24 protein-coding genes and 1 pseudogene are annotated in these 26,989 nt (G+C 72.8%); 9 read left to right on the forward strand and 16 right to left on the reverse strand.

Going from position 1 to position 26,989, the window contains the following annotated elements:
* Nucleotides 1-3: 3 nt before the first annotated feature.
* From ccsB to hemL, 7 genes are all read right to left on the reverse strand, one after another.
* Nucleotides 4-1,107 carry a c-type cytochrome biogenesis protein CcsB gene (gene ccsB / locus ACFY32_RS06615; protein WP_390673576.1) on the reverse strand — a complete coding sequence of 368 codons (1,104 nt, stop codon included), beginning with the start codon at nt 1,105-1,107 and terminating at the stop codon, nt 4-6.
* Nucleotides 1,104-2,846, reverse strand: a complete 1,743-nt coding sequence (locus tag ACFY32_RS06620; RefSeq protein WP_390673577.1) for a cytochrome c biogenesis protein ResB — start codon at nt 2,844-2,846, stop codon at nt 1,104-1,106. The genes ccsB and ACFY32_RS06620 overlap by 4 nt, the downstream gene beginning before the upstream one ends.
* Before the next feature lie 4 nt (nt 2,847-2,850).
* Complete coding sequence (locus ACFY32_RS06625; RefSeq protein ID WP_359189632.1) at nt 2,851-3,618, reverse strand: cytochrome c biogenesis protein CcdA; 768 nt, start codon at nt 3,616-3,618, stop codon at nt 2,851-2,853.
* 1 nt (nt 3,619) lies between these two features.
* Nucleotides 3,620-4,252 (reverse strand): TlpA disulfide reductase family protein, encoded by a 633-nt coding sequence (locus ACFY32_RS06630; RefSeq protein ID WP_359189634.1) that lies wholly within the window; start codon nt 4,250-4,252, stop codon nt 3,620-3,622.
* A 66-nt stretch (nt 4,253-4,318) separates the two neighbouring features.
* Entirely contained in the window at nt 4,319-5,581 is a 1,263-nt protein-coding gene (locus ACFY32_RS06635; RefSeq protein WP_390673578.1) for a hypothetical protein, read from the reverse strand.
* Between the two features lie 127 nt (nt 5,582-5,708).
* Nucleotides 5,709-6,398, reverse strand: a complete 690-nt coding sequence (locus tag ACFY32_RS06640) for a histidine phosphatase family protein (protein ID WP_359189640.1) — start codon at nt 6,396-6,398, stop codon at nt 5,709-5,711.
* Nucleotides 6,395-7,711, reverse strand: coding sequence for a glutamate-1-semialdehyde 2,1-aminomutase (gene hemL / locus ACFY32_RS06645; RefSeq protein WP_390673579.1), 1,317 nt, complete (start codon nt 7,709-7,711; stop codon nt 6,395-6,397). The genes ACFY32_RS06640 and hemL overlap by 4 nt, the downstream gene beginning before the upstream one ends.
* A 340-nt stretch (nt 7,712-8,051) precedes the next feature.
* Here hemL and ACFY32_RS06650 point away from each other — a divergent pair, with 340 nt between their 5' ends.
* The 3 genes from ACFY32_RS06650 to ACFY32_RS06660 all read left to right on the forward strand — a co-directional run bounded on the left by ACFY32_RS06650 (nt 8,052) and on the right by ACFY32_RS06660 (nt 11,032).
* Nucleotides 8,052-8,690: a hypothetical protein gene (locus ACFY32_RS06650; RefSeq protein WP_359189646.1), complete on the forward strand. Its 639-nt coding sequence runs from the start codon at nt 8,052-8,054 to the stop codon at nt 8,688-8,690.
* A 283-nt stretch (nt 8,691-8,973) separates the two neighbouring features.
* Nucleotides 8,974-10,296 (forward strand): hypothetical protein, encoded by a 1,323-nt coding sequence (locus ACFY32_RS06655; RefSeq protein WP_359189649.1) that lies wholly within the window; start codon nt 8,974-8,976, stop codon nt 10,294-10,296.
* 19 nt (nt 10,297-10,315) lie between these two features.
* The gene (locus tag ACFY32_RS06660) at nt 10,316-11,032 is read left to right on the forward strand and encodes a 2'-5' RNA ligase family protein (RefSeq protein ID WP_359189652.1); all 717 of its coding nucleotides are present in this window, start codon (nt 10,316-10,318) and stop codon (nt 11,030-11,032) included.
* A gap of 37 nt (nt 11,033-11,069) precedes the next feature.
* On the opposite strand, the pseudogene ACFY32_RS06665 reads toward ACFY32_RS06660, so the two are convergent.
* Nucleotides 11,070-11,684: pseudogene (locus ACFY32_RS06665) on the reverse strand (ATP-binding protein); the annotation flags it as partial.
* Nucleotides 11,685-11,845: 161 nt separating this feature from the next.
* On the opposite strand from ACFY32_RS06665, the gene ACFY32_RS06670 reads away from it, so the two are divergent.
* A complete protein-coding gene (locus ACFY32_RS06670) occupies nt 11,846-13,513 on the forward strand; it encodes a radical SAM protein (protein WP_390673580.1) in 1,668 nt (555 codons plus the stop codon).
* A gap of 218 nt (nt 13,514-13,731) precedes the next feature.
* Here the strand turns inward: ACFY32_RS06670 and ACFY32_RS06675 are convergent, their stop codons facing one another.
* On the reverse strand, nt 13,732-14,253 hold the full coding sequence (locus ACFY32_RS06675) for a hypothetical protein (RefSeq protein ID WP_359189659.1): 522 nt from the start codon (nt 14,251-14,253) through the stop codon (nt 13,732-13,734).
* A gap of 145 nt (nt 14,254-14,398) precedes the next feature.
* Between ACFY32_RS06675 and ACFY32_RS06680 the strand changes: the two genes are divergently transcribed.
* Nucleotides 14,399-15,139 (forward strand): phosphodiesterase, encoded by a 741-nt coding sequence (locus tag ACFY32_RS06680; protein ID WP_390673581.1) that lies wholly within the window; start codon nt 14,399-14,401, stop codon nt 15,137-15,139.
* Here ACFY32_RS06680 and secD read toward each other — a convergent pair.
* The 3 genes from secD to ACFY32_RS06695 all read right to left on the reverse strand — a co-directional run bounded on the left by secD (nt 15,093) and on the right by ACFY32_RS06695 (nt 19,632).
* Entirely contained in the window at nt 15,093-17,321 is a 2,229-nt protein-coding gene (gene secD / locus ACFY32_RS06685; protein ID WP_359189665.1) for a protein translocase subunit SecD, read from the reverse strand. The two genes, ACFY32_RS06680 and secD, sit on opposite strands and share 47 nt — an antisense overlap.
* A 674-nt stretch (nt 17,322-17,995) precedes the next feature.
* Nucleotides 17,996-18,667, reverse strand: coding sequence for a response regulator transcription factor (locus ACFY32_RS06690; protein WP_359189668.1), 672 nt, complete (start codon nt 18,665-18,667; stop codon nt 17,996-17,998).
* A gap of 2 nt (nt 18,668-18,669) precedes the next feature.
* Complete coding sequence (locus tag ACFY32_RS06695; protein WP_390673582.1) at nt 18,670-19,632, reverse strand: histidine kinase; 963 nt, start codon at nt 19,630-19,632, stop codon at nt 18,670-18,672.
* Nucleotides 19,633-20,043: 411 nt separating this feature from the next.
* Here ACFY32_RS06695 and ACFY32_RS06700 point away from each other — a divergent pair, with 411 nt between their 5' ends.
* The 4 genes from ACFY32_RS06700 (at nt 20,044) to ACFY32_RS06715 (ending at nt 22,508) form a co-directional block, all read left to right on the forward strand.
* The gene (locus tag ACFY32_RS06700; protein WP_359189860.1) at nt 20,044-20,376 is read left to right on the forward strand and encodes a TraR/DksA C4-type zinc finger protein; all 333 of its coding nucleotides are present in this window, start codon (nt 20,044-20,046) and stop codon (nt 20,374-20,376) included.
* Between the two features lie 37 nt (nt 20,377-20,413).
* A complete protein-coding gene (locus ACFY32_RS06705; protein ID WP_359189674.1) occupies nt 20,414-20,782 on the forward strand; it encodes a hypothetical protein in 369 nt (122 codons plus the stop codon).
* 177 nt (nt 20,783-20,959) lie between these two features.
* Nucleotides 20,960-21,826: a rod shape-determining protein gene (locus ACFY32_RS06710; RefSeq protein WP_359189863.1), complete on the forward strand. Its 867-nt coding sequence runs from the start codon at nt 20,960-20,962 to the stop codon at nt 21,824-21,826.
* A gap of 49 nt (nt 21,827-21,875) precedes the next feature.
* Complete coding sequence (locus ACFY32_RS06715; RefSeq protein WP_390673583.1) at nt 21,876-22,508, forward strand: hypothetical protein; 633 nt, start codon at nt 21,876-21,878, stop codon at nt 22,506-22,508.
* Between the two features lie 181 nt (nt 22,509-22,689).
* On the opposite strand, the gene ACFY32_RS06720 is transcribed toward ACFY32_RS06715, so the two are convergent.
* The 4 genes from ACFY32_RS06720 to ACFY32_RS06735 form a co-directional block, all read right to left on the reverse strand.
* Nucleotides 22,690-24,120 carry an ATP-binding protein gene (locus ACFY32_RS06720; RefSeq protein ID WP_390673612.1) on the reverse strand — a complete coding sequence of 477 codons (1,431 nt, stop codon included), beginning with the start codon at nt 24,118-24,120 and terminating at the stop codon, nt 22,690-22,692.
* Between the two features lie 72 nt (nt 24,121-24,192).
* Nucleotides 24,193-24,933: a response regulator transcription factor gene (locus ACFY32_RS06725; protein WP_359189680.1), complete on the reverse strand. Its 741-nt coding sequence runs from the start codon at nt 24,931-24,933 to the stop codon at nt 24,193-24,195.
* Between the two features lie 73 nt (nt 24,934-25,006).
* Nucleotides 25,007-25,612 (reverse strand): FMN reductase, encoded by a 606-nt coding sequence (locus ACFY32_RS06730; RefSeq protein WP_390673584.1) that lies wholly within the window; start codon nt 25,610-25,612, stop codon nt 25,007-25,009.
* The gene (locus tag ACFY32_RS06735) at nt 25,609-26,745 is read right to left on the reverse strand and encodes an LLM class flavin-dependent oxidoreductase (protein ID WP_359189686.1); all 1,137 of its coding nucleotides are present in this window, start codon (nt 26,743-26,745) and stop codon (nt 25,609-25,611) included. The genes ACFY32_RS06730 and ACFY32_RS06735 overlap by 4 nt, the downstream gene beginning before the upstream one ends.
* Nucleotides 26,746-26,989: the final 244 nt, after the last annotated feature.

The raw sequence follows: 26,989 nt of genomic DNA on the forward strand, positions 1-26,989 counted from the left end.
GCGCTAGACGCCCGCGTAGGAGTGCTTGCCGGAGACGAAGATGTTGACGCCGTAGTAGTTGAACAGCCAGCAGGCGAAGGCGATCAAAGCCAGGTAGGCGGCCTTGCGGCCCTTCCAGCCGGCGGTGGCGCGGGCGTGCAGGTAGCCGGCGTAGGCGACCCAGGTGATGAAGGACCAGGTCTCCTTGGGGTCCCAGCCCCAGTAGCGGCCCCAGGCGTCGCCCGCCCAGATCGCGCCCGCGATGATCGTGAACGTCCACAGCGGGAAGACGGCGGCGTTGACCCGGTAGGAGAACTTGTCCAGGGAGGCCGCGGAGGGCAGCCGGTCCAGGACGGAGTCGGCGAACCGGCCGGGGGTGCCGCCGGAGGCGAGCTTGCTCTCGTAGGAGTCCTTGAACAGGTACAGCAGCGTGGCGACCGCGCCGACGTAGAAGACCGCGCCGCAGAAGATCGCCGTAGAGACGTGGATGTAGAGCCAGTACGAGTGGAGCGCGGGAACCAGTTGGTCACTGGCGGTGTACAGGACGGTGACGGCCAGTCCGAGATCGAGCAGGACCGTGGTGACCAGGGGGAGGCCGAGCCAGCGGATGTTCTTCTTCAGCAGGAGCAGCACCAGGTACACACCGACGGCGACGGTGGAGAAGGTGATGCTGAACTCGTACATGTTGCCCCACGGCGCCCGCTTCACCGACAGGGCGCGGGCGAGCACGCCGCCGAACTCGATGAGGAAGGCGAGCACGGTGAGCGAGATGGCGATACGTCCGTAGAGGTCGCCCTTCTCGGTCCCGCCGTGGGCGCCGGGCCCGTCGGGCACGTCCCGCGCGCCGGCCGCGGAGCGGACGACGACCTGGGGCCGCTCCAGTACGGCGGTGCCGCCGGCCTTGCGCACGGTGACGGCCGGTGCGGTGCCCGCCCGGGTCCCGGTGTCGGCGGTGAGCGCGGCGGCGGTGCGGCCGACCTTGCTGCGGCTGCCGAGAATCCATTCGGCGATGTAGGCGAAGAAGGCCAGGGTGTAGACCGCCATCGCGGAGTAGATCAGCGTGTTGCTGATGTTCGCGAGGTGCTCGTTGGTCGTTGCGGCCAGTTCGGTTACGGCGGCGAGAGTCACTTCTTCTCAGCCCTCTCGGCAGATGCGGCTGCGGGGTCGGATACGGCGGTGGGATCGGGGGAGTCGGAGGGGTCGGGGTCGGGCGCGCCGGGGGCCCGCTCGTACAGGGTCCCGGCGAGGTCGCCGAGTTCCTCGGGCACCTTGGCGGACTCGCTGCGGCCGAGGCCGGCCATCTCGACGACCGTCACGCCGTCGGCGCCCGTGACGGCCCGCACCCACACCCGGCGGCGCTGGATGAACAGGGAGCCGGCCAGGCCGAAGACGGCCACGACCGCGCCGCCCAGCGCCCAGCCGCTGCCGGGCTGCTGGGTGACCTGGAAGCCGGCCCACTCCTGGACGCCGTCGAAGGTGACCGAGCCGGCGCCGTTCGGGAGCGTCATGGTCTGGCCGACCTTGAGCTGCTTCTTGAACAGCTCGCCGTCGGAGTCCTTGAACTCCTTCATGTTGGTCCGGTCGAGCTGGTACACGCTCTGCGGGATGCCCGCGTCGACCCCGAGGTCGCCGTGGTAGGCGGAGAGCGCGAGCATCGGGTTGAGCAGCGCGGGGAAGGTGGAGTACATCGCGCTGCCCTTGCCGCCGTAGGTCGGCAGGAAGAAGGCGTTGAAGCCGAGCTGTTCCTTCTCGCCCTCGGCGTTGCGGTAGCCGTCCATCACCTTGATGGCGCCGGAGGAGGTGACGTTGGCGTCCAGCGGCAGCAGGGCCACGGCCTCGCGGTCCATGACCACCTCGCCCTTGGCGTCCCGGACGGTGACGACGGGCGCGTAGCCGTGGCTGACCAGGTAGACCTTGGAGCCGTCGATCTCCAGCGGCTCGTTGACCTTGACGGTGGTGGACTTCTCCTTGCCGTAGGCGCCCTCGCTGTAGGTGACCTCGGCCTGGTAGAGGCGGGGGGTGCCGCGGTTGGGGCCGGTGGTCTCGTAGGTGCCGTGGAAGTCCTTCAGGGTGAAGCTGAACGGGTCCAGGTCGTCCTGGGTGAAGAGGTTGCCGGACTTGAAGTCGTCGTACTGGGTGAGCGTGTTGGAGAAGCCGTCGCCCTCCAGGACCAGCTTGTTGCCCTCGTACTTGAACAACTGGCCCCAGGCGAAGGCGATCAGCATCACGATCAGCGCGATGTGGAAGGCGAGGTTGCCGACCTCGCGGAGGTAGCCCTTCTCGGCGGCGACGGCGTCCCCGGCGAGGTGGGCCCGGAAGCGGCGCTTCTTCAGCAGCGCGAGCGCGGCCTCCCGGACCTGCTCGGGGCCGGCCTCGGTGCGCCAGGTGGTGTAGGCGGGCAGCCGGGTCAGCTTCCGGGGGGCGCCCGGCGGCCGGCCGCGCAACTGGCCGACGAACTGCCAGGTCCGCGGGATGATGCAGCCGATGAGGGAGATGAACAGCAGGATGTAGATCGCGGAGAACCACACCGAGCTGTAGACGTGGAAGAGGCCGAGCTTGTCGTAGAGCGGCGCGAGCACGTCGTGCCGGGCGCGGAAGTCCTCGACCTTGGTGGCGTCGATGCCTTCCTGCGGGATCAGCGAGCCGGGGATCGCGCCCAGCGACAGCAGCAGGAGCAGCAGCAGCGCGACCCGCATCGAGGTGAGCTGCCGCCAGAACCAGCGGGCCCAGCCGATGACGCCGAGGGAGGGCAGGTGGGGTGCCTCTTCCGCGGGCGCGGTGGAGAGCTGGGCGCCGGCCGCGCCCAGTTCCCGTTCGTCACCGGTCGGCGGCGTCTCGTCGCGCCCGGTCTTGGCGGTCGTGCTCATCGAGTCAGATCCCTACAGTGAAGCCGTTGGACCAGGTCTGCATCTGCTGCACGATGCTGTCCCACGCGCCGGTCAGCAGCAGCAGACCGGTCGCGATCATCATGGTGCCGCCCACCCGCATCACCCAGACATAGTGGCGTTTGACCCAGCCGAAGGCGCCGAGCGCCTTGCGGAAGGCGACCGCGGCCAGCACGAAGGGCACGCCGAGGCCGGCGCAGTACGCGACGGTCAGTATCGCCCCGCGTCCGGCGCTGGCCTGGTCGGAGGAGAGCGCGAGGACCGAGGCGAGGGTCGGGCCGATGCAGGGCGTCCAGCCGATGCCGAACAGGGCGCCGAGCAGCGGGGCGCCGACCAGCCCGGCGGTGGGCCGCCGGTGGAAGCGGTACTCGCGCTGGGTGAGCCAGGGCATCAGGCCCATGAAGAAGACGCCCATGACGACCATGAGGACGCCCAGCACCTTGGTCAGGACGTCCCGCTCCTCCTGGAGCGTCTGGCCGAAGAAGCCGAACAGGGCGCCGCCGGAGACGAACACGGCCGTGAAGCCCAGCACGAACAGGGTGGCGCCCAGGGCCATCCGGCCGCGCCGGGCCTCGGCCAGGTCGGTGCCGGTGACGCCGGTCACGTAGGAGAGGTAGCCGGGGACGAGGGGCAGGACGCACGGGGAGAAGAAGGAGACCAGGCCGCCGAGCAGGGCGATCGGCAGGGCGAGCAGCAGCGCGCCGCTGCGTACGGTCTCGCCGGGGTCCGCGGCGAGCGTGGCCACTGCCATCACGTCACTTCTCCGCCAGGACCGGGTCGAGCATCTTGCGCAGCTTGTCCTCGCTGAGTGCCTGGAGGGTGCGCGCGGCGATCTTCCCCTCGCGGTCTATGACCAGCGTGGAGGGGATGGCCTGGGGGTTGAGGGTGCCCTTCTTGAAGCGGAGCATCAGCTTCCCGGTCGGGTCGTACAGGCTGGGGTAGCTGACGCCGTACTCCTTCTCGAAGGCTCTGGCGGGGCCGGTGGAGGTGTCGCGGGTGTTGATGCCGACGAACTGGACGCCCTGGTCCTTGACGTCCTGGTACACCTTCTCGAAGTTCTTCGCCTCGGCCCGGCAGGGCGGGCACCAGGAGCCCCACACGTTGAGGACGACGACCTTGCCGCGGTAGTCGTCGATGTCGAGCCGCGCGCCGTCGACGGTCTTGCCGGACAGGTCGGGGACGTCGGCGCGGTCGCCCTCGCCGACGGTGGCGATGCCGTCCGAGCCGGTGATGTAGTTGGTGTTGCCGCCTCCGCCGGAGGTGCCTCCGGAGCCGCACGCGGACACGAGCAGCGCGCAGGCGACGGCACCGGTGGTCAGGGCGGCGCGGCGGCGGGCGCGGGCGGTGGTGCGGTTCGAGCGCAGGGGGGCGCGGCTGGCGGCACTCATGTGAAAAGTTTCGCATGTCCGTTCCGGGGATCTTGCGCACCCCCCTCGCGGGAGGGAAACCGCATTTCAGGCGGGCGTGGGCGCCGCCTTCAGGAAGGCGTGCCAGTCGCCGGCCGGCGCGGTGCCGACGTCCAGGGTGCGCAGCCTGTCCAGCACCTCGGGGCGCTGCGCGTCCAGCCAGTCGGTGAACTGCCGGAAGGAGACCAGCCGGATGTCGGCGCCCTTCTCCTTCTCCCGGGCGATGTGCTTCAGGGCGCCCTCGACGGCGTCCATGTAGATGCCGCCGTTCCACTCCTCGAAGTGGTTGCCGATGAAGAAGGGCGCCCGGTTCGTCCCGTAGGCCCGCTCGAAGCCGGCTATGTAGGACCGGGTGGCCTGCTCGCGCCAGCCCGGGTAGTTGTACGCGGGCGCCTTGGTGGAGTTGACCGACTGGTTGGCGAGGATGTTGTAGTCCATCGAGAGGACCTCGAAGGAGTGTCCGGGGAAAGGTATCTGCTGGAGGGGCAGGTCCCAGACGCCGTTCCGCTTGACCGGCCAGACCTGGCGGCCGCCGGGCGAGGAGGCGTCGTAGCGCCAGCCCAGTTCGCGGGCGGTGGGCAGCAGGTTGTCCTGGCCGAGCAGACAGGGCGTCCGGCCGCCGACGAGTTCCTTGTCGTAGTCGAACGGCAGGGCGGGCAGGTCGGTCCAGCCGGTGTTGGTCCGCCACCGGGTGACGAAGGACTTCGCCTGGTCGATCTCGCTGCGCCACTGCTCGGGCGTCCAGTGGGCGACCGTGCCGCCGCCGCCGCAGAAGTGCCCGTTGAAGTGGGTGCCGATCTCGTGCCCGTCGAGCCAGGCGCGGCGCACGTTCTTCAGGGTCTCCTTGATGTGCGCGTCGGTGAGGTAGCCGATGTCGGAGGCGCCGCGCGGGTTGTTCGGCGGCTCGTACAGCCGCTTCTTCGACTCGGGCAGCAGATACAGGCCGGACAGGAAGAAGGTCATGTGCGCGCCGTGCTCCTCGGCGAGGTCGAGGAAGCGCGGGAACAGGCCGTTGCCGATCTCGCCGGCCCCGTCCCAGGAGAAGACGACGAACTGCGGCGGGGCCTGCCCCGGCTCCAGCGGCTCGGGCGCGTCCGGCTGGCGCGGCTGCTCGCCGGTGTACTCGGTGGAGCCGTCGCCGAGGGGGCGGGCGTTGGGCGTGGGCTTACCGCCGGGGCCGGCGCCGTGGCCGGGACCGGCCGCGTCGCCTGCCCCGTCCGACGCGGCGTGGGTGCCGCAGGCCGCCAGTCCGACGGCCGCCGCGACCCCCGCGCCGAGCCCGAGCATGTCCCTGCGGGTGTAGGTGGGCATGGTGTCCCCGTTCGTCACGTCCTCTGGTGGTCACCCGGTCAGAGGACGGGACGAACAGGTGGGTTCCGGAAATCTGTTCGGATTCCGTAACAAGGGTCACATACCGCGTCGGCCCAGGCCGGAGGGGTCAGGCGCCGTACGCCTTGCCCTTCCCCTTCACCGGCCGGGCGCCCGCCAGCAGGTGCGGCGGGACGAGGTCGCGGGCCGGCTCCGAGTAGCCGACGGAGACGATCCGGTCGCCCTGGTACGTGAACGTCGTCAACGACGCGAGCGTGCACTGCCGCTTGCGCGGGTCGTGCCAGAGCCGGCGCCGCTCGACGTAGGACCGCACGATCCAGATCGGCAACTGATGGCTGACCAGCACCGCCTCGTGCCCGCGGGCACGGTCCTTGGCGGCGTCCAGCGCCCCCATCATGCGTACCACCTGGTCGACGTACGGCTCGCCCCAGGACGGCTTGAACGGGTTGACGACGTGCTTCCAGTTGGCCGGGCGGCGCAGCGCGCCGTCGCCGATGCCGAAGGTCTTGCCCTGGAAGACGTTCTCGGCCTCGATGAGCCGGGCGTCGGTGGCCAGGTCCAGGCCGTGCGCCTTGGCGATCGGCGTCGCCGTCTCCTGCGCCCGCTCCAGCGGGGAGGCGACGACATGGGTGATGTCCCGGGAGGCGAGGCGCTCGGCGACCCGGTCGGCCATGCGCCGGCCCAGCTCGGAGAGGTGGTAGCCGGGCAGCCGGCCGTACAGCACACCGGTGGGGTTCTCGACCTCGCCGTGCCGCATCAGATGGACGACGGTGATGTCCTTCTCGGGCGTGGCGCTCATGCGGCCGCCTCCGCCGCCGCGCGGGCCGCCGCCGGGAGGGCGTCGGCGATCCGCTGCACCGCGCGCTCGTCGTGCGCGGTGGAGACGAACCAGGACTCGAAGGACGACGGCGGCAGATAGACCCCGCCCGCCAGCATCGCGTGGAAGAACGCGGTGAAGCGGAACGACTCCTGCGCCTTGGCGTCCGCGTAGTCGCGCACCGGCCCGTCGGTGAAGAAGACGGAGAACATGTTGGAGGCGGTCTGCACGGTGTGCGCCACGCCCTCCTTGCTCAGCGCCTCGGTGATCAGGGCCTGGATCTCGGCCGACACGGCGTCCACCTTGGCGTACGCCGCGTCGTCGAGCAGCCGCAACTGGGCGAGCCCGGCGGCGGTGGCGACGGGGTTCCCGGAGAGGGTGCCCGCCTGGTACACGGGCCCGGCCGGGGCGAGGTGCGCCATGACGTCCGCGCGCCCCCCGAAGGCGGCGGCGGGGAACCCGCCCCCCATCACCTTGCCGAAGGTCATCAGGTCGGGGACGACGCCCTCGACGCCGTACCAGCCGGCCTTGCTGGTACGGAAGCCGGTCATCACCTCGTCCGAGATGAACAGCGCGCCGTTGGCGGCGCAGGCGTCCTTCAGCCCCTGGTTGAACCCGGGCAGCGGGGTGACCACGCCCATGTTGCCCGGCGCGGCCTCGGTGATCACGCAGGCGATCTCACCGGGGTGCGCGGCGAAGGCGGCGCGCACGGCGTCCAGGTCGTTGTACGGCAGCACGATCGTGTCGCTCGCCTGGGCGCCGGTGACGCCGGGCGTGTCGGGCAGCGCGAAGGTGGCCACCCCGCTGCCGGCGGAGGCGAGCAGCGAGTCGACGTGGCCGTGGTAGCACCCGGCGAACTTGATCACCTTGGTGCGCCGGGTGAACCCGCGGGCCAGCCGGATCGCCGACATGGTCGCCTCGGTGCCGCTGGACACCAGCCGCACCTGCTCCAGCGGCGCGACCCGCTCGACCATGGCCTCGGCCAGCGCGACCTCGCCCTCGGCGGGCGTGCCGAACGAGGTGCCGCGCCCGACCGCCTCCTGGACGGCGGCGATCACCTCGGGGTGCGCGTGCCCGAGGATCATCGGCCCCCAGGAGCAGACCAGGTCGACGTACTCGCGGCCGTCGGCGTCGGTGAGGTACGGGCCGTCACCGGACACCATGAACCGCGGGGTGCCGCCCACCGCGCCGAAGGCCCGCACCGGGGAGTTCACCCCGCCCGGCGTCACGGCCGCCGCCCGGTCGAACAGCGCCTGCGAGGCCGGTGCTTCGTATGGATATGCCAGTTCGCTCATGACCTGCGACTTCTCCGACCTTCTCGACCTTCTCCGACTTCTCGGACTCCGGTTGCCCTGGGTGACCTCCTCAGGGTAGGCCAGGGGCGGGTGCCGGCCGGGGGCGGGCGAGGGAAGATCGGGACAACCGGGCCGCACGCCCCGTCGTCTGCAAGACTGGAGGCCCGGTACGCGCCGCTCACGCGGGCGCGCGGGCGGGGACTGCCGGCCTACGGCGGACATCCTGCGGCCAGATGTTTCGGCGCACGTTTCGCCGGGCGGCCGTGGGGGAGGTCACTGACACGATGATCGGGTTGCGCGGCGGGGGCCACGCGTCCTAGAAAAGCAGTCGGGTGGAGATATGCATCGCGGTGGCGGACTGGGCGAGGGGACCGGCGACCTCGGTCCTCGACGTGCCCGGCGGGGAAGACACCGGCGCGAGGCGGAGGAGACGACCGAGGCGCGTCAGGCATACGGCGTACCGATCGAGCCGGAGCCGGCCGAGCGGCGGATCGACCGCCGGGTGGACCGCCCGGGAGCGGGGAGCAGGAATGGTGGTCGGGTGGGGGTGACGTACAAGTACTTCGGCGCGCCCGACGGCGCGACCGCGGCCCGCGTCCCGATCTCGATGCGCCCCGAGGAACTCGGCGGCGACGAGCTGGGCATGAACGGCATGTTCACCAAGATCAAGCCGGAGACCATGGCCGCGATGGTCCTCACCGGCATCGAGGGCGTCCCCCTCCACCGGGTCCCCCCGCTCGAACTCGTCGTCCTCCACCCCGACTACGCCGTCGTCAAACTCCCGATGACGGTCGTCGACCCCCTGCGCGGCATCGGCGAGGAGGCGGTCGGCGCGGCGGCGTTCATCTGGTCCACGGTCCCGGACCGCGGGGGGCCGAGGGACGCGTTCAACGTGTACCGGCTGCTGCACGAGTGGCAGGACTTCTCACACCGGCTGCACGAGGCGGGACATCAGCCGTACTGCTTGGTGTGGCCCTGAGCTGGGATTTCGTAGGGGCCGGGCGGGGTCTTGGGGCCTCGCCCTGTCAGTGCCGGGGACGGGCTGTCAGGCGTCCGGGGCACATCGAGGGCAGTGCCATGGAGGCAGTCTGTCCATCCACCCGTTGACGGACAACCCGGACGGGACAACTCAGCCGGACATATTGCCTAGTTGTCCTTTGCGTCGGCACTCTTGCGTAGGACATCCCGTACGCCGCACGGTCCGGCGTGCGTGCCGTTGGCCGAGGGGCCCGTGGTTCCGTCGACGTGTGGGGAGGTCTTCCATGCCCCGGAGCACGCTGCTTCGGCAGTTACTCGAAGAGCGCCACCTCACGACTTACACGGCGTTCGAGGTGCAGTTCTCCCGCGCGGCCAAGAACCTGGCCAAGCATGCGGATGACCCTCGGCTGGCCTCAGTCGCGGTCTCATCGCGGCAGTTCGACCGGTGGATGAGTGGGGAACTGAAGCAGCTTCCCCGCCCGGACACGTGCCGCATTCTGGAGGAGCTGCTGGGCAGGGCCGCCCGCGACCTATTCACTTTGCCCTCGGCCTATCCGCCGTCCGCCCCAGAGCCCCTCCCTGCGGACGTTCCACCTTTTCCCCAGCCGGGCCCGACAACCCCCGCCGACGACCCGACGGACATTGTCGCCCGAGCCCGCCAACTGACCTGCGGCAACGTCGACCAGACCACTCTGTCCTTTCTCACCTCCCGGATCGAGGCGATCACCGAGCGGTACGAGAAGGAAGGGCCGGACGGCCTGTGGGGACAGACGAAGAGCCTGCACAGCATGACGCACACCCTGCTCGCCGGTCAGCAACCTCCGTCCGCACGCAGGGAACTGTTCCGAGTCACCGCACGCGCTGGCGGACTGCTCGGCTACATGGCAGTGAACACCGGCGCGTTCCCCCTGGCTGAGGCGTACTGCGCCGAAGCGCTGACACTGAGTCTGGCGATCGGTGATCTCGACACCGAGCTGTGGGCCTGCGGCACCCAGTCCTTCGCGGCGTACTACACAGGCCGTTACGACGAGGCCGACGCGCGGGCCGCCGCCGCGGTGGACCGGGCGCCTAACCACCCGCAGGCCATCCGGCTGCTGGTCAACGGCCGGGCCCGAGCGCTCGGCAAGCTCGGTGACCGGGCCCAGGCCGAGCGGGCCATCGGGCGGGCGCTGGAACTCTCCGACCGGCATGCCGTGGCCCCCGGCCTGACCTCCTGCATCTCCTTCTCGCCGTATGGGCGGGCCCGCACCCTGGCCAACGCGCTGACGGCCCGTGTCGCTCTGCACGACACCGGGCACGTGCTGCGAGACGCCGAGAACCTCGACGACCTGGTCGAGAAGTCCGACTCCGCGTGGAGCCGCTCGCTGGTCCGCCTCGACGTGGCCACCGCGATACTTCAACAGCGAGCACCGGACGTGGAACACGCCATGTCCCTCGGGCAACAGGCGATCACTCTGGCCAGCCCGCTGCCGATCAGCTCGGTGCGGCAACGCTCTCGGGACCTTTACGAGCGAGCAGCCCCTTGGCGGTCCCGGCCGGCGGTGCGCGAGTATGGCGAACAGCTCCGCGCCTGGGGCTGTCAACTCCCGCCTGCTGAGGGGGGGTGATCGTGGAGGAGTTCGCCGGGTGTCTTGGCCGCACGTCCAGCTCAGCGCCGATCCCGCAGCTTTCCCTGCCCACCCGCCGACCGACCTGAGTGACCCGGTGGTGATCGCGGCGCACGATCAGGCCGCCTTCGACGCCGTGGAGACCATGGTCGATCACTGGGACCGGCCCGGCTGGACGGCACAGACCCGGGCGTACTACTGGATACTCACCTTCCCCGACAACTCAGAGCTGGCCGACCTCGCTCTTCGCTGCCAGCAGCACCTCGCGCCGCTCGGCCTGGACCCGGTCCCCGACGACGGGCTGCACATCACGCTCACACGCGTCGGTACCGCCGCAGCGCTGCCGCTGCCCCGTCTCGATGACGTCATCAGCGCGGCGGCCCCGCTTCTCCCGGCGGCCTTCCGCCTGCGGGCGGTCCCGCTCGCGGGTTCCCGGGGAGCCGTACGCCTGACGGTAGCGCCCTGGGGCCCGGTACTGGCGCTGCACTCGGCCCTCAGCGAATCCATGGCTTCGCTAGGGCTGACTCCCCGGAAACCGACCGCGCTGTTCCGCCCGCATCTGAGCCTGGCCTACAACAACCGGCCCCGCCCCGCTGCCCCGGTCATCGAGGCCGTCACCCCCCTCCGGGGACTTGCACCAGTCCATCTGCACGTCCAGGAAGTGCAGTTGGTGGAGCTGCGACGCGAGGACCGCGCCTATCGGTGGGACGCCATCGAGAGGCTGCCGCTCGGCTGACTGCCGTTTGCCCACGCGGCAGGACGGCAACGACCGCCTTACCGACGGTGGTGGTCTCCACGTACCACCGACATGCCAGCGTCTGCACCAGCCATAGCCCACGGCCGGACTCGGCAAGCGGATCGGCAGCCGTCTCCGACAGGTGCACACGGCCGTCGTCGGGCTCCGGGTCGTGGACCGCGACGACGACCTGATCCCCGTCAATCTCGATGGTCAGGCAGTCGGGGCCGGCCGTCGTGTGCCGCACGGCGTTGCCCACCAGCTCGGACACGACCAGCGCCGCATCGTCTACGCAAGGGACGACGCCGGCCAGCACACTACGAACCTGGTCACGGGCCGGGCCAAGGGGCTCACACCGACCGGCCAGGGCCACCCAGTGCGTGTGCGGACTGTGAACTGCCGGACTTGAGTCGTTCAGCATCGCGGTCGCTCTTCCGGTCGTACGAATGGGCGTGACCCACAGGTTCCGCTTATCCGCAGCGCGGCTCCACGCCGCCGACCGACACTTCTCCGCCGCCCAGACGGCGGGGAGACGGCGTAGCGACGGCGTGGAAACGCTCCTCCCGCGACGGGAGCCTCGAAGCCGATGGCCGACCCTCTCCCGGGGCGTCCGGATCGCCGACTGCGCGTAGGTCAGCCTGGACGAGCTCATCAACGATCTGGCCACTGTCTCGTAGATCCCGGGGCCCTCCAGCCTCACCGGCCGACCAGCCGAAGGACAGGTGGCCGGTGAGCGGGGCGGGTCCGGGGAGTCCCCCGACTCCACCTCTGTACGGACCCGCCCCACCCCCTGCCAAACGACATGGAGGCAACGTGCACCAACTGATCACGAGTCCGTTCCTGGGCCAGTACCTCCTCCTCCGGCCCGGTCACGCCAAGGGAGTGGCCCTCCCCGAGTCCCGCTTCGAGGAACTGCACACGGCGGCCACCGAGGACCGGTCGGCCCCGGCCTGGCTCGCCGAGGCGGCCACGACCGCATGGCAGATTCCCCTGCCCACCGGGCCACTGCGGGACACCCTCCTCGTCCGCGAACGCTCCACCTACGGGTATGCGAAGGCGTCATGGGAGATCAACCTCGGCTGCGACCACGACTGCGGCTTCTGCTACCTCGGCGAGAAGCGGTTCGAGGGCCTGGACTGGGACGGCAAGACACGCCTGCTCACAATGCTGCGAGACGCCGGCGTCCTGTGGCTCCAGATCACCGGCGGCGAGGCCCTGATCGACCCGCAGTTCGCCGCCGCCTACGAGTACGCCACCGGACTCGGGATGATGATCCAGATCTCGACGAACGGCAGCCAGCTCCACAAAGCGAGGATGCAGGAGTTGTTCGCCCGCCTGCGGCCCTACCGCCTGACGGTGAGCCTCTACGGGGCGACGGGAGAGACCTACGACGCCGTCACCCGCAACCGCGGCGCCTTCGACCGGTTCACCCACGGCCTGGACGCCTCCCGCACGGCGGGCCTGCCCGTCCGGATCAACATCATCGTCGCCGACGAAAACGCCCACGAGGTGGACGACATGGTCCGCCTGGTGGAAGACCGCTGGGACTTCCCGTACCAGGTCTTCACGAACATGTCCCCGACGATCGACGGAGAGGCGAAGCCGCTCGCCTCACAGGCCCAGAAGTACGTCCGCGCCCGCCGTGTCTTCACCGGCTGCAACGCCGGCCACACCTTCTTCCACGTGGACCCGCACGGCATCGCCTCGGTCTGCAAGATCGGCCGCGACCCCAGCGTGAACCTCATGACCGAGGGTCTGACCGCCCTCCCCCGACTCGGCGGCATCGCCGCGTTCCTCGAGACCGATCACGGCCCGGTCTTCGTCAAGGGCATCCCCACCGACCACCCACAGGCCCCGGCCCAGCGGCGAGAAGCGGCGATCAACCCACACCTCCCCCGTGCCTGCCCCCGCCTGTACTGGCACATTGAGGTGGCCGACTGGGACCTCCTCGGATACGAGGTCCTCCCGGGGCGGCACGCCGACTACAGCCCGGGTTCCCCAGACCTGCCCCTCGTCGCTGCCGCTCTTGCGGAACTCCAAGAGACCACCGCTCCCACGGACGTTCCCATCAAGGCCGCCGAACAGCGCTGGGCCGCCTACGCCCCGCCAGGATCTGCCGCCCTCTTCTCCGGCGACACCCTCCTGCACACCGACCTCGCCCCGCACAACCTGATCGTGGACGACCGTGCCCACATCATCGACTGGGCCTGGCCCACACGCGGCGCGGCCTGGATCGATCCCGCCATCCTCACCCTGCGCCTGCTCGAAGCCGGACACACGCTCGTTGAGGCGGACGCCTTCGCCCGCCGCTTTCCCTCCTGGCGCACCGCACCAGCGGAGGCCAAGGAGGCGTTCGCCGCCGCCAACGCTGCGGCCTGGCAGGAGATCGCCCACGCCGATGCCGCGCCCTGGAAGGCTTCGATGGCGGGTCACGCGGTCGCCTTCCATACCCACCTGCATGCCCTGCGCGGCAACAGGTAGCCCGTGGAATCGGTACGGCACCTTCGACGGCGGTCCGAAGTAGGCCAGCGACGCCATCTCCCGGCCGGAGCGCCAATGGGGACTTGGGAGCCAGGCGGGTCCTCTACTCGCTCCTAGCCTGATTGTCGGTGTCAGGACTGGCCGGGCCGCAATCGAAGCGGTGATCGTACCGCCTGGGGGCCGTGAGGCGGGGTCGCCTCCGTCCGGTGGTGGGTCCGTCACCGTCCCCGGGCCGGTGGCCCCGCGTCCGGGTGGCGGCCGGGGCGGAGCGCGGCGTGGCGTTGGCCGGGGCCTGGGCCCGAGCGGGCTGCCAGGGTGTCGGCGAGGGCGCCGGTGGTGAAGGCGTACACCGTCTTGTGGAGCAGGTCGATGACGAGTTCGCGGCGTGGCCAGGTCTGCGGCGGGGCGCCGGCGCCGGTGGCGTTCTCCAGGATCTGGTCGCTGGTGAGCCGGACGACGGCGAACTTCGCCGACGACCACGGTCCGCGCATCCCCGCGTGGGACATCACCGACCGCAGGATGCCCAGGAGGGCGCCCTGGCCCACGTGCATGGCCAGGTTCACCGGCACCGGCTGGCGGCCGGGGTACTCCCGCATGCCGGTCAGGCGTTCCAGGGTGCGGGCGGGGACGTGGGAGTCGGGCCGGCCGGTCAGCCGCTGCTCGGCCTTCTCGGCCAGTGTCATCGCCGCCACTCCGGCCGTACCGGCCAGCAGGCCCTGCCACAGCGCGCGTTTCATCATGCCCCGGCGAGTACCCAGGGTTCTTCCGGCTCACCTGCCCCCGGTGGGAGGAGCTCGCCGTTTCGCCGGTGCGGTCGCGGAAACCCGGGGCGGAGGGTGCACCGGCAGTGCTCCGCCGGGCAGGCGTCGACATTCCGGAGGGCCCATGATCATCGACCGGACCGCGCACCGGGTCGCCGGCCGGGTGGCCCGGCGGCGTTCGGCACCGGCCCTGCATCCCCACGGCGTGCTGTGCTCCGGCACGCTCGCCGTCACCGGCGGCGCCTGGGGCGCGGCCTGGCTGGACCGGCCCGGCTCCTACCGGGCGACGGTCCGCTGGTCCCGTGCGCTCGGGCTGCCCCGGCCGCTGCCGGACGGCCTGGGCCTGGCCGTCCGGGTCGAGGACGCCGACGGGCCGGGCCGCCCGCTCGACCTGCTGTTCACCTCCAGTCGCGCCGGGCGCCTCGGCCGCCATGTGCCCCTGCTGCGGCCGAACGCCCTGCGGGGGCCGTACTCCACCCTGCTGTCCTACCGGACGGGTGAGCGGGAGCGGGTGCTGGCGGCCTTTCCCGAGCCCGGACCGGACGACGACGCCGACCGGACCATGCCGACGCTCTGGCAGCAGCTCGCCCGCCGGCCGGTCCGCTTCGACCTGCGCGCCGCCGCCCCCGACGAGCCCTGGCGCACCTTCGCCACCCTGGCCCTGGAGGCCGTCCGCCCCGCCCCGGCCACCGGCACCGTGTCCTACGACCCCTACGCCCACAGCCTGCCCGGCCTGCACCCCACCCGGCGGCTGGCCCGACTGCGCGAGGCCGCGTACGCCGGGTCCCGTCGGGGCCGGTCCGCCGGGCCGGCAGACCTCACCGTTCCGTCCGGTGCAGTCGGAGGGTCAGCGGGGCCGCCGTGAAGACCGAGGAGTACGTGCCGACGGCCAGGCCGATCAGGAGGGCCAGGGCGAAGTCGGTCAGCGTGTCGTCGGCGAGGACGGCCAGCGCGGTGAGGACCAGGGCCGCGCCCAGGCCGGTGTTCAGGGTGCGGGGAAGGGTCTGGAGGATGGCCCGGTTGGTCAGCCGCGGCAGCGGTGTCGTGCGGTCGCGGCCGAGGAGTTCGCGGATGCGGTCGAAGAGGACCACGGAGTCGTTGACCGAGTAGCCGACCACGGTCAGCAGGGCGGCCAGGAACACCCCGTCGACGGGCTTGCCGAGCCAGGCGAAGACGCCGACGAGGATCACGACGTCATGGGCGAGCGCGGCGACGGCCGCCGCGCCGAAGTACCAGCGGAACCGGACGGCGAGATACAGGAGCTGGGCACCCAGGGCGAGGCCGAGGGCGATCAGGGCGTTGCGGCGCAGCTCGTCGCCCAGGCTCGGGCCGATCAGTTCGTCGCGCACCTTCTCCGCCCCGCCGCCGGCCTTCCCGACGGCATCGGTGACGGCCGCCGCCTCCGCGTCGGTCAGCTTCTCCGCGCGCACGGTGAGCCCGCTGTCGCCGGCGGACTGCACCACCGCACGCGGGAACCCGGCGTCGGTCAGCGCGGCGCGGGCCCGGTCCGGGTCGACGGCGTGGCCGGTGGAGTACTCGATGAGCCGGCCGCCGGTGAACTCGATGCCGAGGTCGAGACCGCGTACGACGACGCCCGAGGCGGCCAGCACGAGCGCCGCGGCGGATGCGGCCAGCCAGCGCCGCGGGTGCCGCATCAGGTGCGGTTCCCGGCGCAGCAGCCTGTCGCGGACCCAGCCGGTGGCGCCGATGCCGGTGAGGCGGGGGCGGCGCAGGACGGCCGGTCGGTTCGCCGCGTACTCGGCGAGCACCCGGGTGATCAGCAGCGCGCTGACCATGGAGGCGAGGACGCCGATGCCGAGGGTGACGCCGAAGCCGCGGACCGGGCCGGAGGCGAGCGCGAACAGCAGGCCCGCCGCGATCAGCGTGGTGACGTTGGAGTCGGCGATCGCGCTGAGCGCCCCCCGGAACCCGGCCGTCAGCGCCGAGCGGGGGCTGGGGCGGCGCCGGGCGGCGTGTTCCTCGCGGGCCCGTTCGAAGACCAGGACGTTGGCGTCCACGGCCATGCCGACCGCCAGGACGAACCCGGCCAGGCCCGGCAGCGTCAGCGTCGCGCCGAGCGCGGCCAGGGCGGCGTACGAGATCAGGCCGTAGCAGGCCAGGGCCACGGTCGCGAGCAGGCCCATGAGCCGGTACACGGCGATGACGAACAGCCCGGTCAGCGCGGTGCCGACGATGGCGGCGCGGGCCGCGGCCTCGATCGCGGCGTCGCCGAGGGTGGCGCCGATCGTGCGCTGTTCGATCGTCTCGACCGGTACGGGGAGGGCGCCGCCGGAGATGAGCAGCGCGAGTTCGCGGGCCTCGGTGTCGTCGAAGGAACCGGTGATCTGCGTGCTCCCGCCCGGGATGCCCGTGCCGCAGGCGACGGACGGGTCGACCTGCGGTGAGGAGATGACCTTGTCGTCGAGGACGATGGCGACCCGGCGCTGCGGGTCACCGGCCGGGTGGCAGGCGGCCTGCGCGGTGATCCGCGTCCACCGGTCGCGCCCGCTGCCGGTGAAGTCGACGGTGACATGCCATCCGGCGCCGCTCTGCTGGTCGAACCGGGCGTCGGCGCCCTTGACGTCCTGGCCGGTCAGCCCGGCGGACTTCAGCCGCAGCGGCTCGCCGGACTCGTCCGGGAGGGTGCGCTCCCCCGCCCGGCCGGCCGCTTTCCCGTCCGTCCCGGGTGCGCCGAGGACCTCGTGCACGGTGAGCTGCGCGGTGCGGCCGAGGACGTCGGCGGCCTCCTCGGGGTCCTGTACGCCGGGCAGTTCGACGATGATGCGGTCCTCGCCGGAGCGGACGAGGGTCGGTTCGGCGACGCCGAGCGCGTCGATCCGGCCGCGCAGTACCTCCACCGTGCGGTCGGTGGCCTCCCGGCCGGCCTCGGTGGTGGAGGTGGCACGGGTCTCCAGCACGATCTGGGTGCCGCCCCGCAGATCGAGCCCCAGACGGACCGGCGTGGTCAGGGCGATGGCCAGTGATCCGACGATCACCGCGAGGGCGAGCAGCGCGCGGGCGCGCGAGAAATGGGTCCGGCGTGACAAGACGGGCCTCCGGCAGGCGTGTTCGAGGAGAGGAGAAGGGGGTGGATGCGGATGCCGGAGGGTGCGGGGGGTGCGCGGCCGCGGTCGTGCGTCGTTCGGCGGACGGTGAGGGGCGGCGGGTACGTCGGCCGCGCCGCGGTGCGCGCGGCGGAGGGCCGGGGGGTGCCGGGGGAGGTGGGGGTGGCGTGCTGGTCGGGCGGGGACGGACGCTCACCGAGATGCTCGTGCCGCGTCCTGGCCTGCGCGGAGCAGGTGGCGGGGCAGGGGTTGTCGGCCCGGGGGGCGGGAGCGTCGGCCCGGGGGGTGGGCGCGTCGGCCCGGGGAGTGGGGGTGTGGGCCCGGAGGGTGGGGGTGTGGGGAGTGGTGGCGGGAGTGCGGGGAGTGGTAGCGCGGGTGTGAGGGGTGAAGCCCGGGGTGTGGGGAGTGGTGGCGGGAGCGTGAGGGGTGAAGTCGGGGGTGCGGGGAGTGGCGCCCGGGGTGTGCGGGGTGTGCGCCACCTCGGTCACGGCGACCGTCGCGCCGCCCCGCGCCGCCCCCGCCGGGACGGCCCCCGTCCCGCCCGGCACCCCGCCCGTCGGCAGCAGCACCGACAGGACCGCGAGCAGCACCGCCAGGGGTGTCGCCGAGCGGTGCGGGGCCCGGGGCATGGCGCCGTCCGTTTCCTGGAGGGGGGGTCAGGGTTCGATGAGGCCGGCGCGGATGGCGTAGCGGGTGAGTTCGAGGCGGTCGCGCAGGCCGAGTTTGTGCAGGAGGTTGGCGCGGTGGCGGTGCACGGTCTTGACGCTGATGAACAGGACCTCGGCGATCTCCTTGGAGGAGTGGCCCTCGGCGACGAGCTTGAGGACCTCCTCCTCGCGCGGAGTGAGGATGTGGTCGGCATTCTCCTCTCCGTGCCGGACCCGGTCCAGGTAGTTGCGGATGAGGGCGGTGACCGCGCCGGGGTAGAGGAACGGCTCGTCGCGCATCGCGGCCCGGCAGGCGGCGACCAGATCCCGGTCGGCCACCGACTTCAGCACGTATCCGCAGGCCCCGGCCTTGAGCGCCTGGAACAGGTACTGCTCGTTGTCGTGCATGGTCAGCATCAGGATGCGCAGCCCCGGCTTCAGCGCGGCCAGTTCCCTGGTGGCCTGGAGCCCGGTGAGGCGGGGCATCGCGATGTCGAGGACGGCGAGGTCGACGCGTTCGCTGCGGGCCGCCTCGATCGCCTCGGCGCCGTCCCCGGCCTCGGCGACCACCTCCAGGTCGGGTTCCCGGTCGAGGATCAGCCGTACCCCGCGGCGTACGAGGGCGTGGTCGTCGGCGAGCAGGATGCGGATCGGCGTGGCGGCCGGGGTGGGCTCGGACATGGTCAGGGCTGCTTCCTGGAGGCGGGGACGGTGAGGCGGACGCGGGTTCCGGTGCCGGGCGTGGAGGTGAGGTCAAGGGCGGCGCCGGCGAGCAGGGCCCGTTCGCGCATGCCGCGTATGCCGGCGCCCTCGCAGAGGGCCTCGATGCCCCGGCCGTCGTCGGTGATCTCCAGCGTCACCGCCTCCCCGGACCGGCGCAGCGCGACCTCGATCCGGGCGGCGTCGGCGTGCCGGGCGGCGTTCGTCAGGCTCTCCTGGGCCACCCGGTAGAGGACGAGTTCGGTCTCCGGGTCCAGTACGGGCAGGTCGGTGGCGAAGCGGCGCACCACACGCAGCCCGGTGTGGGTGGCGAAGTCCTGCGTCAACGAGGTCAGCGCGCTGACCAGCCCCAGGTCGTCCAGGACCCCCGGCCGCAGCCTGCGCACCAGGCGCCGTACCTCGTCCAGGCTGGCCCGGGTGATCTCCTGCGCCTGGTGGAGTTCCCCGCACAGCGGCTCGGGGGCGTCGTCGGCGGCCCGCTTGAGCACCAGCAGGATCGCGGTCATGCCCTGCCCGACCTCGTCGTGCAGTTCCTGGGCGATACGGCGGCGTTCGGCCTCCTGGGCGAGCAGGACGCGGGCGCTGGAGGTGGCCCGTTCGTGCTCCAGGCGGTCCAGCATGGCGTTGAAGGTGCGGACCAGCTCGGTGACCTCGCCGCCCCCGCCGGCCCCGGGCACGGGCAGCCGCTGGCCGGGGCGGAGCAGGTCGACGGTGGCCATCAGGCGGGTCAGCCGGCCGAGCGGGGTCAGGCCCCAGCGCAGCAGGGCGGCGTTGGCGACGAGCATCACGGCCAGCCCGCCGACCAGGATGACCGCCTCGGTCAGCAGCACCGGCACCGACACGGTCACCGGCGCCCACAGCAGCAGGCCCGTCGCGGTGCCCAGCACCACGGCGTTCAGCCCGAAGATCCGCCAGAACAGCGACACCGGGGTGACTCCTCCTTCAGGACCGATCCCGGCCGGCGGCCGTGTCGGTGCTCTCGTCCTCGGTCCTCTCGTCCTCGGTCCCCGCACGCCCCGGGTGGAGTCGCGGCCCCGGTTCACGACCGATACCGCCCCCAGCCTGCCCCTCGGCACCGGCCGGGGTCGATGGGGTCCGGCCCCCATATTCGTCCGCGCGGGGTGCCCATGCGGTGCCCGCCGCCGGCCGGACGTGGTTACCGCGGTCCCCGGTGAATGGGGTCCGCGCCCGATGGGTTTCGCGGGCCGGGAGCGGCAGGGTCGTGGGTGACCGGGCCGTCCGGTCCGGACCGTGCCCGCGGTGCCGCGGGCCGCGGGCCCGGCCCGGACCGGACGGCCGCCGCGTACCGCCACGCCATGGGAAAGGACCCGACCACCATGACGCTCGACACCTCCCCGACCGCCGACCGTCGCCCCGGCCGGCCCGCCGCCCCCGACGTCCGGCTGAGGCTGGAGCACGCCCGGGACACCCGGCTGGCGCAACTGCGGGCGCTGCGGGAGACCGGGCAGAGCGCGGACGACCACCTGATGTCCGCGCAGGCCGAGGCGATCCAGCGGGTGCTGAAGGAGATCGACGCGGCGTTCGCCCGGGTCGACGACGGTTCCTACGGCACCTGCCTGGGCTGCGCCAAGCCGGTCCCTGCCGAGCGGCTGGAGATCCTCCCGTACACGCGGTACTGCGTCGGCTGCCAGAGCCGCGCCGCCGCCTGACCGGCCCCCGTACGCCGACGCCGCCCGGAGGGGTGAAGTGGTGCACCACCAGACCATCGGCGAGACCGCCACCCACCTGTCGCCCGAGGACCTCGCCGCGCTGCGGGAGAACCTGCGCGAACAGCGCCTGTTCCGCCGCGAACAGCTCCGGCGGATCGCCGCCGAACCCGGCGCCGAGGACGCCCGCCGGTGCCGTACCCCCGCGCGGGACGCGGTACGCGCCCGGCTCGCGGCCTCCGCGCGCATGGTCCTGGCCGACGTGGAGGCGGCACTGGGCCGCATCGACGGCGGCGGTTACGGCGTCTGCGGCCGGTGCCGGTGCCCCCTCGACCGCGAGCTGCTGCTGATCGTGCCGCAGATCCGCTACTGCCCGCCGTGCCGACGAGTGCGGGAGAGCGGCCGATGACCGCCGCCCGCCACCCCCGCCCCCCGGCCGGGCACCCGAACCGGCCCAGCCCGCCATGCCGACGACTACCGCCGGAGGCCGCACGATGACCCTCCCCCGCAGCCCCCGACCCGGCCCCCCGGCCCAGCACCCGGACCGGCCCAGCCCGCCGTGCCGACGACCGCCGGAGGCCGCACGATGACCCTCCCCCGCAGCCCCCGACCCGGCTCCCCGGCCCGGCACCGGCACCGGCACCGCCCATGGCCGCTGTGCCGGCAGTGTTCGGGGCTCGCCCTGGATCTGGGCAGCGCCCGTACCCGTGCCTGGATCTCCGGTCGCGGCACGGTGCTCGACGCGCCCACCGTCACCGGCGCGGTGCGGCCGGTCCAGCGGGGCACCATCGTCGACGTACCGGGCACCGCGCGGATGCTCGACCGGCTGCTCGGCCACCGGCTGCCGCGCCCGGCCCGGCCGCTGGTGGTGGTGACCGCGCCGGTGCTGGGCGGTCCGGCCTGGCGGGAACGGGCCCGTACGGCCCTGGCGGTGCTGCGGCCACGGGCGGTACTGACCGTCCCCGCCGCCCGCGCCGTCGCCCTGGCCGCGGACGCCGACCTCTCCCGGCCGCTGCTCGTGATCGACATCGGCGCCCATCTCACCGAGGTGGTGCTCCTCGTCGACGGCGCGGTGTGGGACGCCCGCCGCACCGCCCTGGGCACCACCGACCTCTCCGACGCGGGGACGTCGGCGGAACTGAGCGACGCCGTCACCGCCATGGTCGCCTCGATGCGCCGGCAGGACGGTACGTCCGTCACCGCCGGTGCCCTGCGCCGGGGCGCGCTGCTGGCGGGCGGCGGCGCGCTGCGGCCCGACCTCACCTGGCGGCTGCTCGCCGGTCTGCGCGCGCCGCTGCGGACCGTTCCCGCGCCGCACACCGCGGCGGTCCGCGGCGCCGCGCTGGTGCTGCGCGCCGCCCACGCCCATCCGTCGGTCACGGGCCCGCACCCGCACTCGGACCCGCACCCGCACCCGCCGGGCACCGGCGCCGGTGATCCCCCGTTCCCCTGAGCCCCGTCTCCCTCGGCCCCCGGCCCCCGCCGCCGGAAGGAGGACCCCGGTGTCCGGCGCGATACCTCCCGCCCAGCCACCTCCCGCCCCTGAGCGGTACGTCCGTCCCGTGCTCCCGTGGCGCCACCGGCACAACCCCCTGTGCCGGCGCACCGACCGGCTCCAGGGCTGGATCGCGCTCGGGCTGCTGCTGACCGTGCCGCTCCTCGGCCTGCTCGCCGCGCTCGCCGTCGGCGACACCGCCGACCGGCACTACCGGGCGACCGCCGAGCGGCAGGCCCACACCCGGCACCACACCACCGCCGTCCTCCTGCGCGACGCCCCCCGGCACCCGGAGCCCGGCTCCGACGAGGCCCGCCGGGCGCGCTACCCGGTCGAGGTCCGCTTCACCGACCCGCACGGCCGCCCCCGCACCGGCACGACCGACGTACCGCCGGGCACGCCCGCGGACAGCGCCGTCCGGGTCTGGGTCGGCGCCGACGGGTCGCTCACCGAGCCGCCGCTCACCGCCGAGGAGGTCCGCAGCTTCGCCATGGGCTGGGCCATCCTCGCCTTCCTGGCCGTCGCCCTTCTCGGCGTCGCCGCCCAGTGGGCCTCGGCGGCCCTGCTGCGCCGCCGCAACCTCGCCGAATGGGACGCCCGCTGGGCGGAGACGGCACCCCGCTGGACGGCGTCACCGTGAACAGCCCACACTGAACGGCCCACACCAGCACCCCACCCTCCGCGAACGCCCCATCCCAGCAGCCCACCCCCACCGCGAACCGCCCGCACCACCACCCACCGTCACCGCGAACAGCCCGCACCACCACCCACCGTCACCGCGAACAGCCCGCACCACCGCCCACCCCCACCGCGAACCGCACCTACCCGGCCCCCGCCCCCACCCCCGCCCCCGCCCCCACCCCTCCGATCGTGAACCCGATCACCGACCCGCCCCCCTCCCGCCGGTAGGCGAACGGCGCTCCCCCATGGGCCAGGGCCACCTCCCGGACGATGGACAGGCCGAGGCCGGAGCCGGGGCGGGAGCGGGCGTCGGTGGCGCGGTAGAAGCGGTCGAAGACCCGGTCCAGGTCGCCGTCGGCGATGCCCGGCCCGCGGTCGCGGACCTCGACGCGCAGGGTCCCCGGCAGGGCCGGCCCGGCGACGGCGACCTCGATGGGCGTGGTGCCGTCCGGGTCGAACTTCGCGGCGTTCTCGACCAGGTTGGAGAGCGCCCGGGTCAGCAGCGTCGGCCGCCCCTCGGTCGTGGTCTCGCCGCACGCCCGTACGGTGATCGCGCGGCCGGTGCGGCGCCGGGCCAGGGACGCCACGTCACGGGCGATCTCGGCGACGTCGACCCGCTGCGGCGGCTCGGTGTCGGCCTGGCCGGCCGCGAGGTCGACCAGTTCGTTGACGAGGTCGGTCAGTTCGCGGGCCTCCTGGCCGAGGTCGGCGACGAGTTCCTCACGGGCGGCGGGCGGCAGCTCGTCGATCCGCCCGAGCAGCGAGATGTTGGTCCGCAGCGAGGTCAGCGGCGTACGCAGCTCATGGCCCGCGTCCTGGACCAGCCGGCGCTGGTCCTCCTCCGACTGGGCGAGCCGGCCCAGCATCCGGTCGAAGGCCCGGCCGAGGCGGCCCACCTCGTCGGACCCGGTCACCGGCACCTGGATGCCCAGTCGCCGGGTGCGGGCGACGTCCTCGGCGGCGGCGGTCAGCGCGACCAGCCGCCGGGTGATGCGCCGGGCCAGCCACCAGCCGAACAGCCCGGCGGCGGTCACCACCACGGCCATCAGCAGCAGCGTCCGCTGCTGGAGGGTGCGCAGCAGGTCCTCGGTGTCGCTGAACTCCTGCGCCACCTGCACCGCGCCCCGCCCGCCGCCCAGCGAGACGGTGGCGACGCGGAAGACGTCGTCGCCGACGTCGACGTCCTTGTGCTGCACCATCCGCCCGGCGGGCGCCGCGGCGGCGGTACGGCGGTCGGCGGCGGTCACCGGCAGTTCGGGCTCGGAGGCGTCGGAGACCGCGCCGTCGGGCCCGAGGACCTGCACGTCGGTGCGGGCCGGACGGACGATGTCGTGGCCGGGCGCGGCGGAGGAGAAGTCGTCGGGCGACATCCGCTGCTGCCGCACCTCGTCCCGCAGATCCCGTACGACCTGCCCGAACACGGTCTCCTGGTCGACCCGGACCAGCCGGGCGGCGGCGCCGTACGACAGCAGCCCGACCAGGACCGTGACGACCGCCGTGACCGTGGCGAACGACACCGCGAACGTCGTCCGCAGCGACGCCAGCCGGGGCCGCCGCCCCTGCCCCGCCACCGGCCGCTCCCCCTCGTGCTCCGCTCCCGCCCCCGGCCGGCCGCGCCGGGAGGACCACGGGCGCCCGCCCACTCAGCCCTCCCGCAGCACGTAACCCACGCCACGCACCGTCTGGATGAGCTGCGGCGCGCCCGGCTCGTCGAGTTTGCGGCGCAGATAGCCGACGTAGACGGCGAGGTTCTTGGAGCCGGGCCCGAAGTCGTAGCCCCAGATCCGGTCGTAGATGGTGGCGTGGTCCAGGACGATGCCGGCGTTGCGCACCAGCAGTTCCAGCAGCTCGAACTCGGTGCGGGTCAGCTCCAGTTCCCGGTCCCCGCGCCAGACCCGGCGGGCCTGCGGGTCCATCCGCAGCCCGGCCGCCTCGATGTACCGCCCGGGGGTCCCGGCGGGGTCGGGCGGGGGCTTGGGCAGGTCCTCGGGGACGGCGAAGCGGGAGGCCCCGGTACGGCGGAGCAGGGCGCGCAGCCGGGCGAAGACCTCCTCGACGTCGAACGGCTTGACCACGTAGTCGTCGGCGCCCGCGTCCAGGCCCGCGATCCGGTCGGCGGTCTCCACCAGCGCGGTCAGCATCAGGATCGGCGTCGGATCGCCCTCGGCGCGCAGCGCCCGGCAGACCTGGAGGCCGTCGATGCCCGGCATCATCACGTCCAGCACCAGCACGTCGGGGCGGCTGTAGCGGGCCCGCGCCAGCGCCGTGGCGCCGTCGGCGACCGCGGTGACCTGGTAACCCTCCAGGGTGAGGGCGCGTTCCAGGGCGTTGCGGATGGCGCGGTCGTCTTCGGCGAGCAGAACCGTCTGGGCTGTCTGGGGCACCTGCCCAGTCTGCCAAGGCCGCGGCCGGCGCACCGGGGCCGGGACCCCGGCGCACGCCGTTCTTACCGGGCTCTCACCCGGTGGGCCGCAGCCCCGCGAGCCGCTCCTCGAAGGGCATGACGTCCTCGAAGGTGTCCGCCTTCCGGGCGGGCCGGGCGGGCGTCCCGGAGGTCCCGGAGACCAGCGCCGCCAGTTCCCCGGCCGCCCGGCCGATACGGGCGTCCAGGCCCTCGGCGCCCCAGTCCTCGGCGGCGGCGTACACCCCGGTCGGGACGACGACGGCCTTGAGGTAGGAGAACAGCGGCCGCAGGGCGTGGTCGAGGACCAGCGAGTGCCGGGCGCTGCCGCCGGTCGCGGCGATCAGCACCGGCTTGCCGCCGAGCGCCTCCGGGTCGCTGCCGCTCAGCGCGTCGAAGAAGGACTTGAACAGCCCGCTGTACGAGGCGGAGAACACCGGCGTGACGACGATCAGCCCGTCGGCGGCGGCGACCGCCTCGAAGGCGGCGGACAGGTCCGGTCCCGGGAACCCGTTGGTGAAGGTGTGCGCGATCTCCACCGCGAGGTCGCGCAGCTCGACCACGCGGACCTCGTCGGCACCGGTGGCGGCGGCGAGCCGGTCGCCCAGCAGCCTGGTGGAGGACGGGACGCTCAGCCCCGCCGAGACGACGACGAGCCTCATCGGGCACTCACCTCTTCGGCGTTCTCGGAGTTCTGGGCGTTCTCGGTGGTCTCGGCGTTCCCGGACTTCTTCGCGAGCAGGGACGCGTGGGTCGGGGCGTCCGGCACGGTCGCCGGCCGGTTCTTGGCGAACTCCTCGCGCAGCACCGGCACGACCTCCTCGCCGAGCAGGTCGAGCTGCTCCAGGACGGTCTTCAGCGGCAGCCCGGCGTGGTCCATCAGGAAGAGCTGGCGCTGGTAGTCACCGGCGTACTCGCGGAAGGACAGCGTCTTCTCGATCACCTGCTGCGGGGAGCCGACGGTGAGCGGGGTCTGCGCGGTGAACTCCTCCAGCGACGGCCCGTGCCCGTAGACCGGGGCGACGTCGAAGTACGGCCGGAACTCGCGCACCGCGTCCTGGCTGTTCCTCCGCATGAACACCTGGCCGCCCAGCCCGACGATCGCCTGCTCCGCGGTGCCGTGCCCGTAGTGGGCGTACCGGTCGCGGTACAGCTCGATCATGCGCTTGGTGTGGTCGGCGGGCCAGAAGATGTTGTTGTGGAAGAAGCCGTCGCCGTAGTACGCGGCCTGCTCGGCGATCTCCGGGGAGCGGATCGAGCCGTGCCAGACGAACGGGGCGACGCCGTCCAGGGGGCGCGGGGTGGAGGTGAAGCCCTGCAACGGGGTGCGGAACTTGCCCTGCCAGTTGACCACGTCCTCGCGCCACAGGCGGTGCAGCAGGGCGTAGTTCTCGATGGCGAGGTTGATGCCCTCGCGGATGTCCTTGCCGAACCAGGGGTAGACCGGGCCGGTGTTGCCGCGCCCCATCATCAGGTCCATGCGCCCGTCGGCCAGGTGCTGGAGCATCGCGAAGTCCTCGGCGATCTTCACCGGGTCGTTGGTGGTGATCAGCGTGGTGGACGTCGACAGGATCAGCCTCTCGGTCCGCGCCGCGATGTAGCCGAGCATGGTCGTCGGTGAGGACGGCACGAACGGCGGGTTGTGGTGCTCACCGGTCGCGAAGACGTCCAGACCGACCTCCTCGGCCTTCAGCGCGATGGCGACCATGGCCTTGATGCGCTCGCGCTCGGTCGGCGTACGGCCCGTGGTCGGGTCCGGGGTGACGTCGCCGACGGTGAAGATGCCGAACTGCATGGTCGCTCAACCTCCAAGTTGTTGACCGTTCAACTATACCGCTGAACGACTGCCCGTCCGACGTTATTCCGGCCGGGGGACCTGGGGCGGGTCGGGACCGGAGCACGGGGTTCCGGCCGGGGGACCCGGGGCGGGGCGGGACCGAAGCGCGGGGGGACGGCGACACGGCCGACAGTCGGACCGGCCCGACCCGGACCGGCCCGGCCCGACCGCCCCCCACAGGCGACAAAACCCGTCCGTGCCA

The organism is Streptomyces sp. NPDC000134, from assembly GCF_042899225.1.
Classification (GTDB): domain Bacteria; phylum Actinomycetota; class Actinomycetes; order Streptomycetales; family Streptomycetaceae; genus Streptomyces.

Excerpts from the sequence above, each read along its gene's own strand:
- ACFY32_RS06680 (WP_390673581.1), top strand. The coding sequence starts at position 14,399 with ATGATCATCGACCGGACCGCGCACCGGGTCGCCGGCCGGGTGGCCCGG.
- ACFY32_RS06655 (WP_359189649.1), top strand. The coding sequence starts at position 8,974 with ATGCCCCGGAGCACGCTGCTTCGGCAGTTACTCGAAGAGCGCCACCTC.
- ACFY32_RS06700 (WP_359189860.1), top strand. The coding sequence starts at position 20,044 with ATGACGCTCGACACCTCCCCGACCGCCGACCGTCGCCCCGGCCGGCCC.
- ACFY32_RS06730 (WP_390673584.1), bottom strand. The coding sequence starts at position 25,612 with ATGAGGCTCGTCGTCGTCTCGGCGGGGCTGAGCGTCCCGTCCTCCACC.
- ACFY32_RS06735 (WP_359189686.1), bottom strand. The coding sequence starts at position 26,745 with ATGCAGTTCGGCATCTTCACCGTCGGCGACGTCACCCCGGACCCGACC.
- ACFY32_RS06635 (WP_390673578.1), bottom strand. The coding sequence starts at position 5,581 with ATGCCCACCTACACCCGCAGGGACATGCTCGGGCTCGGCGCGGGGGTC.
- ACFY32_RS06690 (WP_359189668.1), bottom strand. The coding sequence starts at position 18,667 with ATGTCCGAGCCCACCCCGGCCGCCACGCCGATCCGCATCCTGCTCGCC.
- ACFY32_RS06640 (WP_359189640.1), bottom strand. The coding sequence starts at position 6,398 with ATGAGCGCCACGCCCGAGAAGGACATCACCGTCGTCCATCTGATGCGG.
- ACFY32_RS06630 (WP_359189634.1), bottom strand. The coding sequence starts at position 4,252 with ATGAGTGCCGCCAGCCGCGCCCCCCTGCGCTCGAACCGCACCACCGCC.
- ACFY32_RS06710 (WP_359189863.1), top strand. The coding sequence starts at position 20,960 with ATGACCCTCCCCCGCAGCCCCCGACCCGGCTCCCCGGCCCGGCACCGG.
- ACFY32_RS06650 (WP_359189646.1), top strand. The coding sequence starts at position 8,052 with ATGCATCGCGGTGGCGGACTGGGCGAGGGGACCGGCGACCTCGGTCCT.
- ACFY32_RS06675 (WP_359189659.1), bottom strand. The coding sequence starts at position 14,253 with ATGATGAAACGCGCGCTGTGGCAGGGCCTGCTGGCCGGTACGGCCGGA.
- hemL (WP_390673579.1), bottom strand. The coding sequence starts at position 7,711 with ATGAGCGAACTGGCATATCCATACGAAGCACCGGCCTCGCAGGCGCTG.
- ACFY32_RS06620 (WP_390673577.1), bottom strand. The coding sequence starts at position 2,846 with ATGAGCACGACCGCCAAGACCGGGCGCGACGAGACGCCGCCGACCGGT.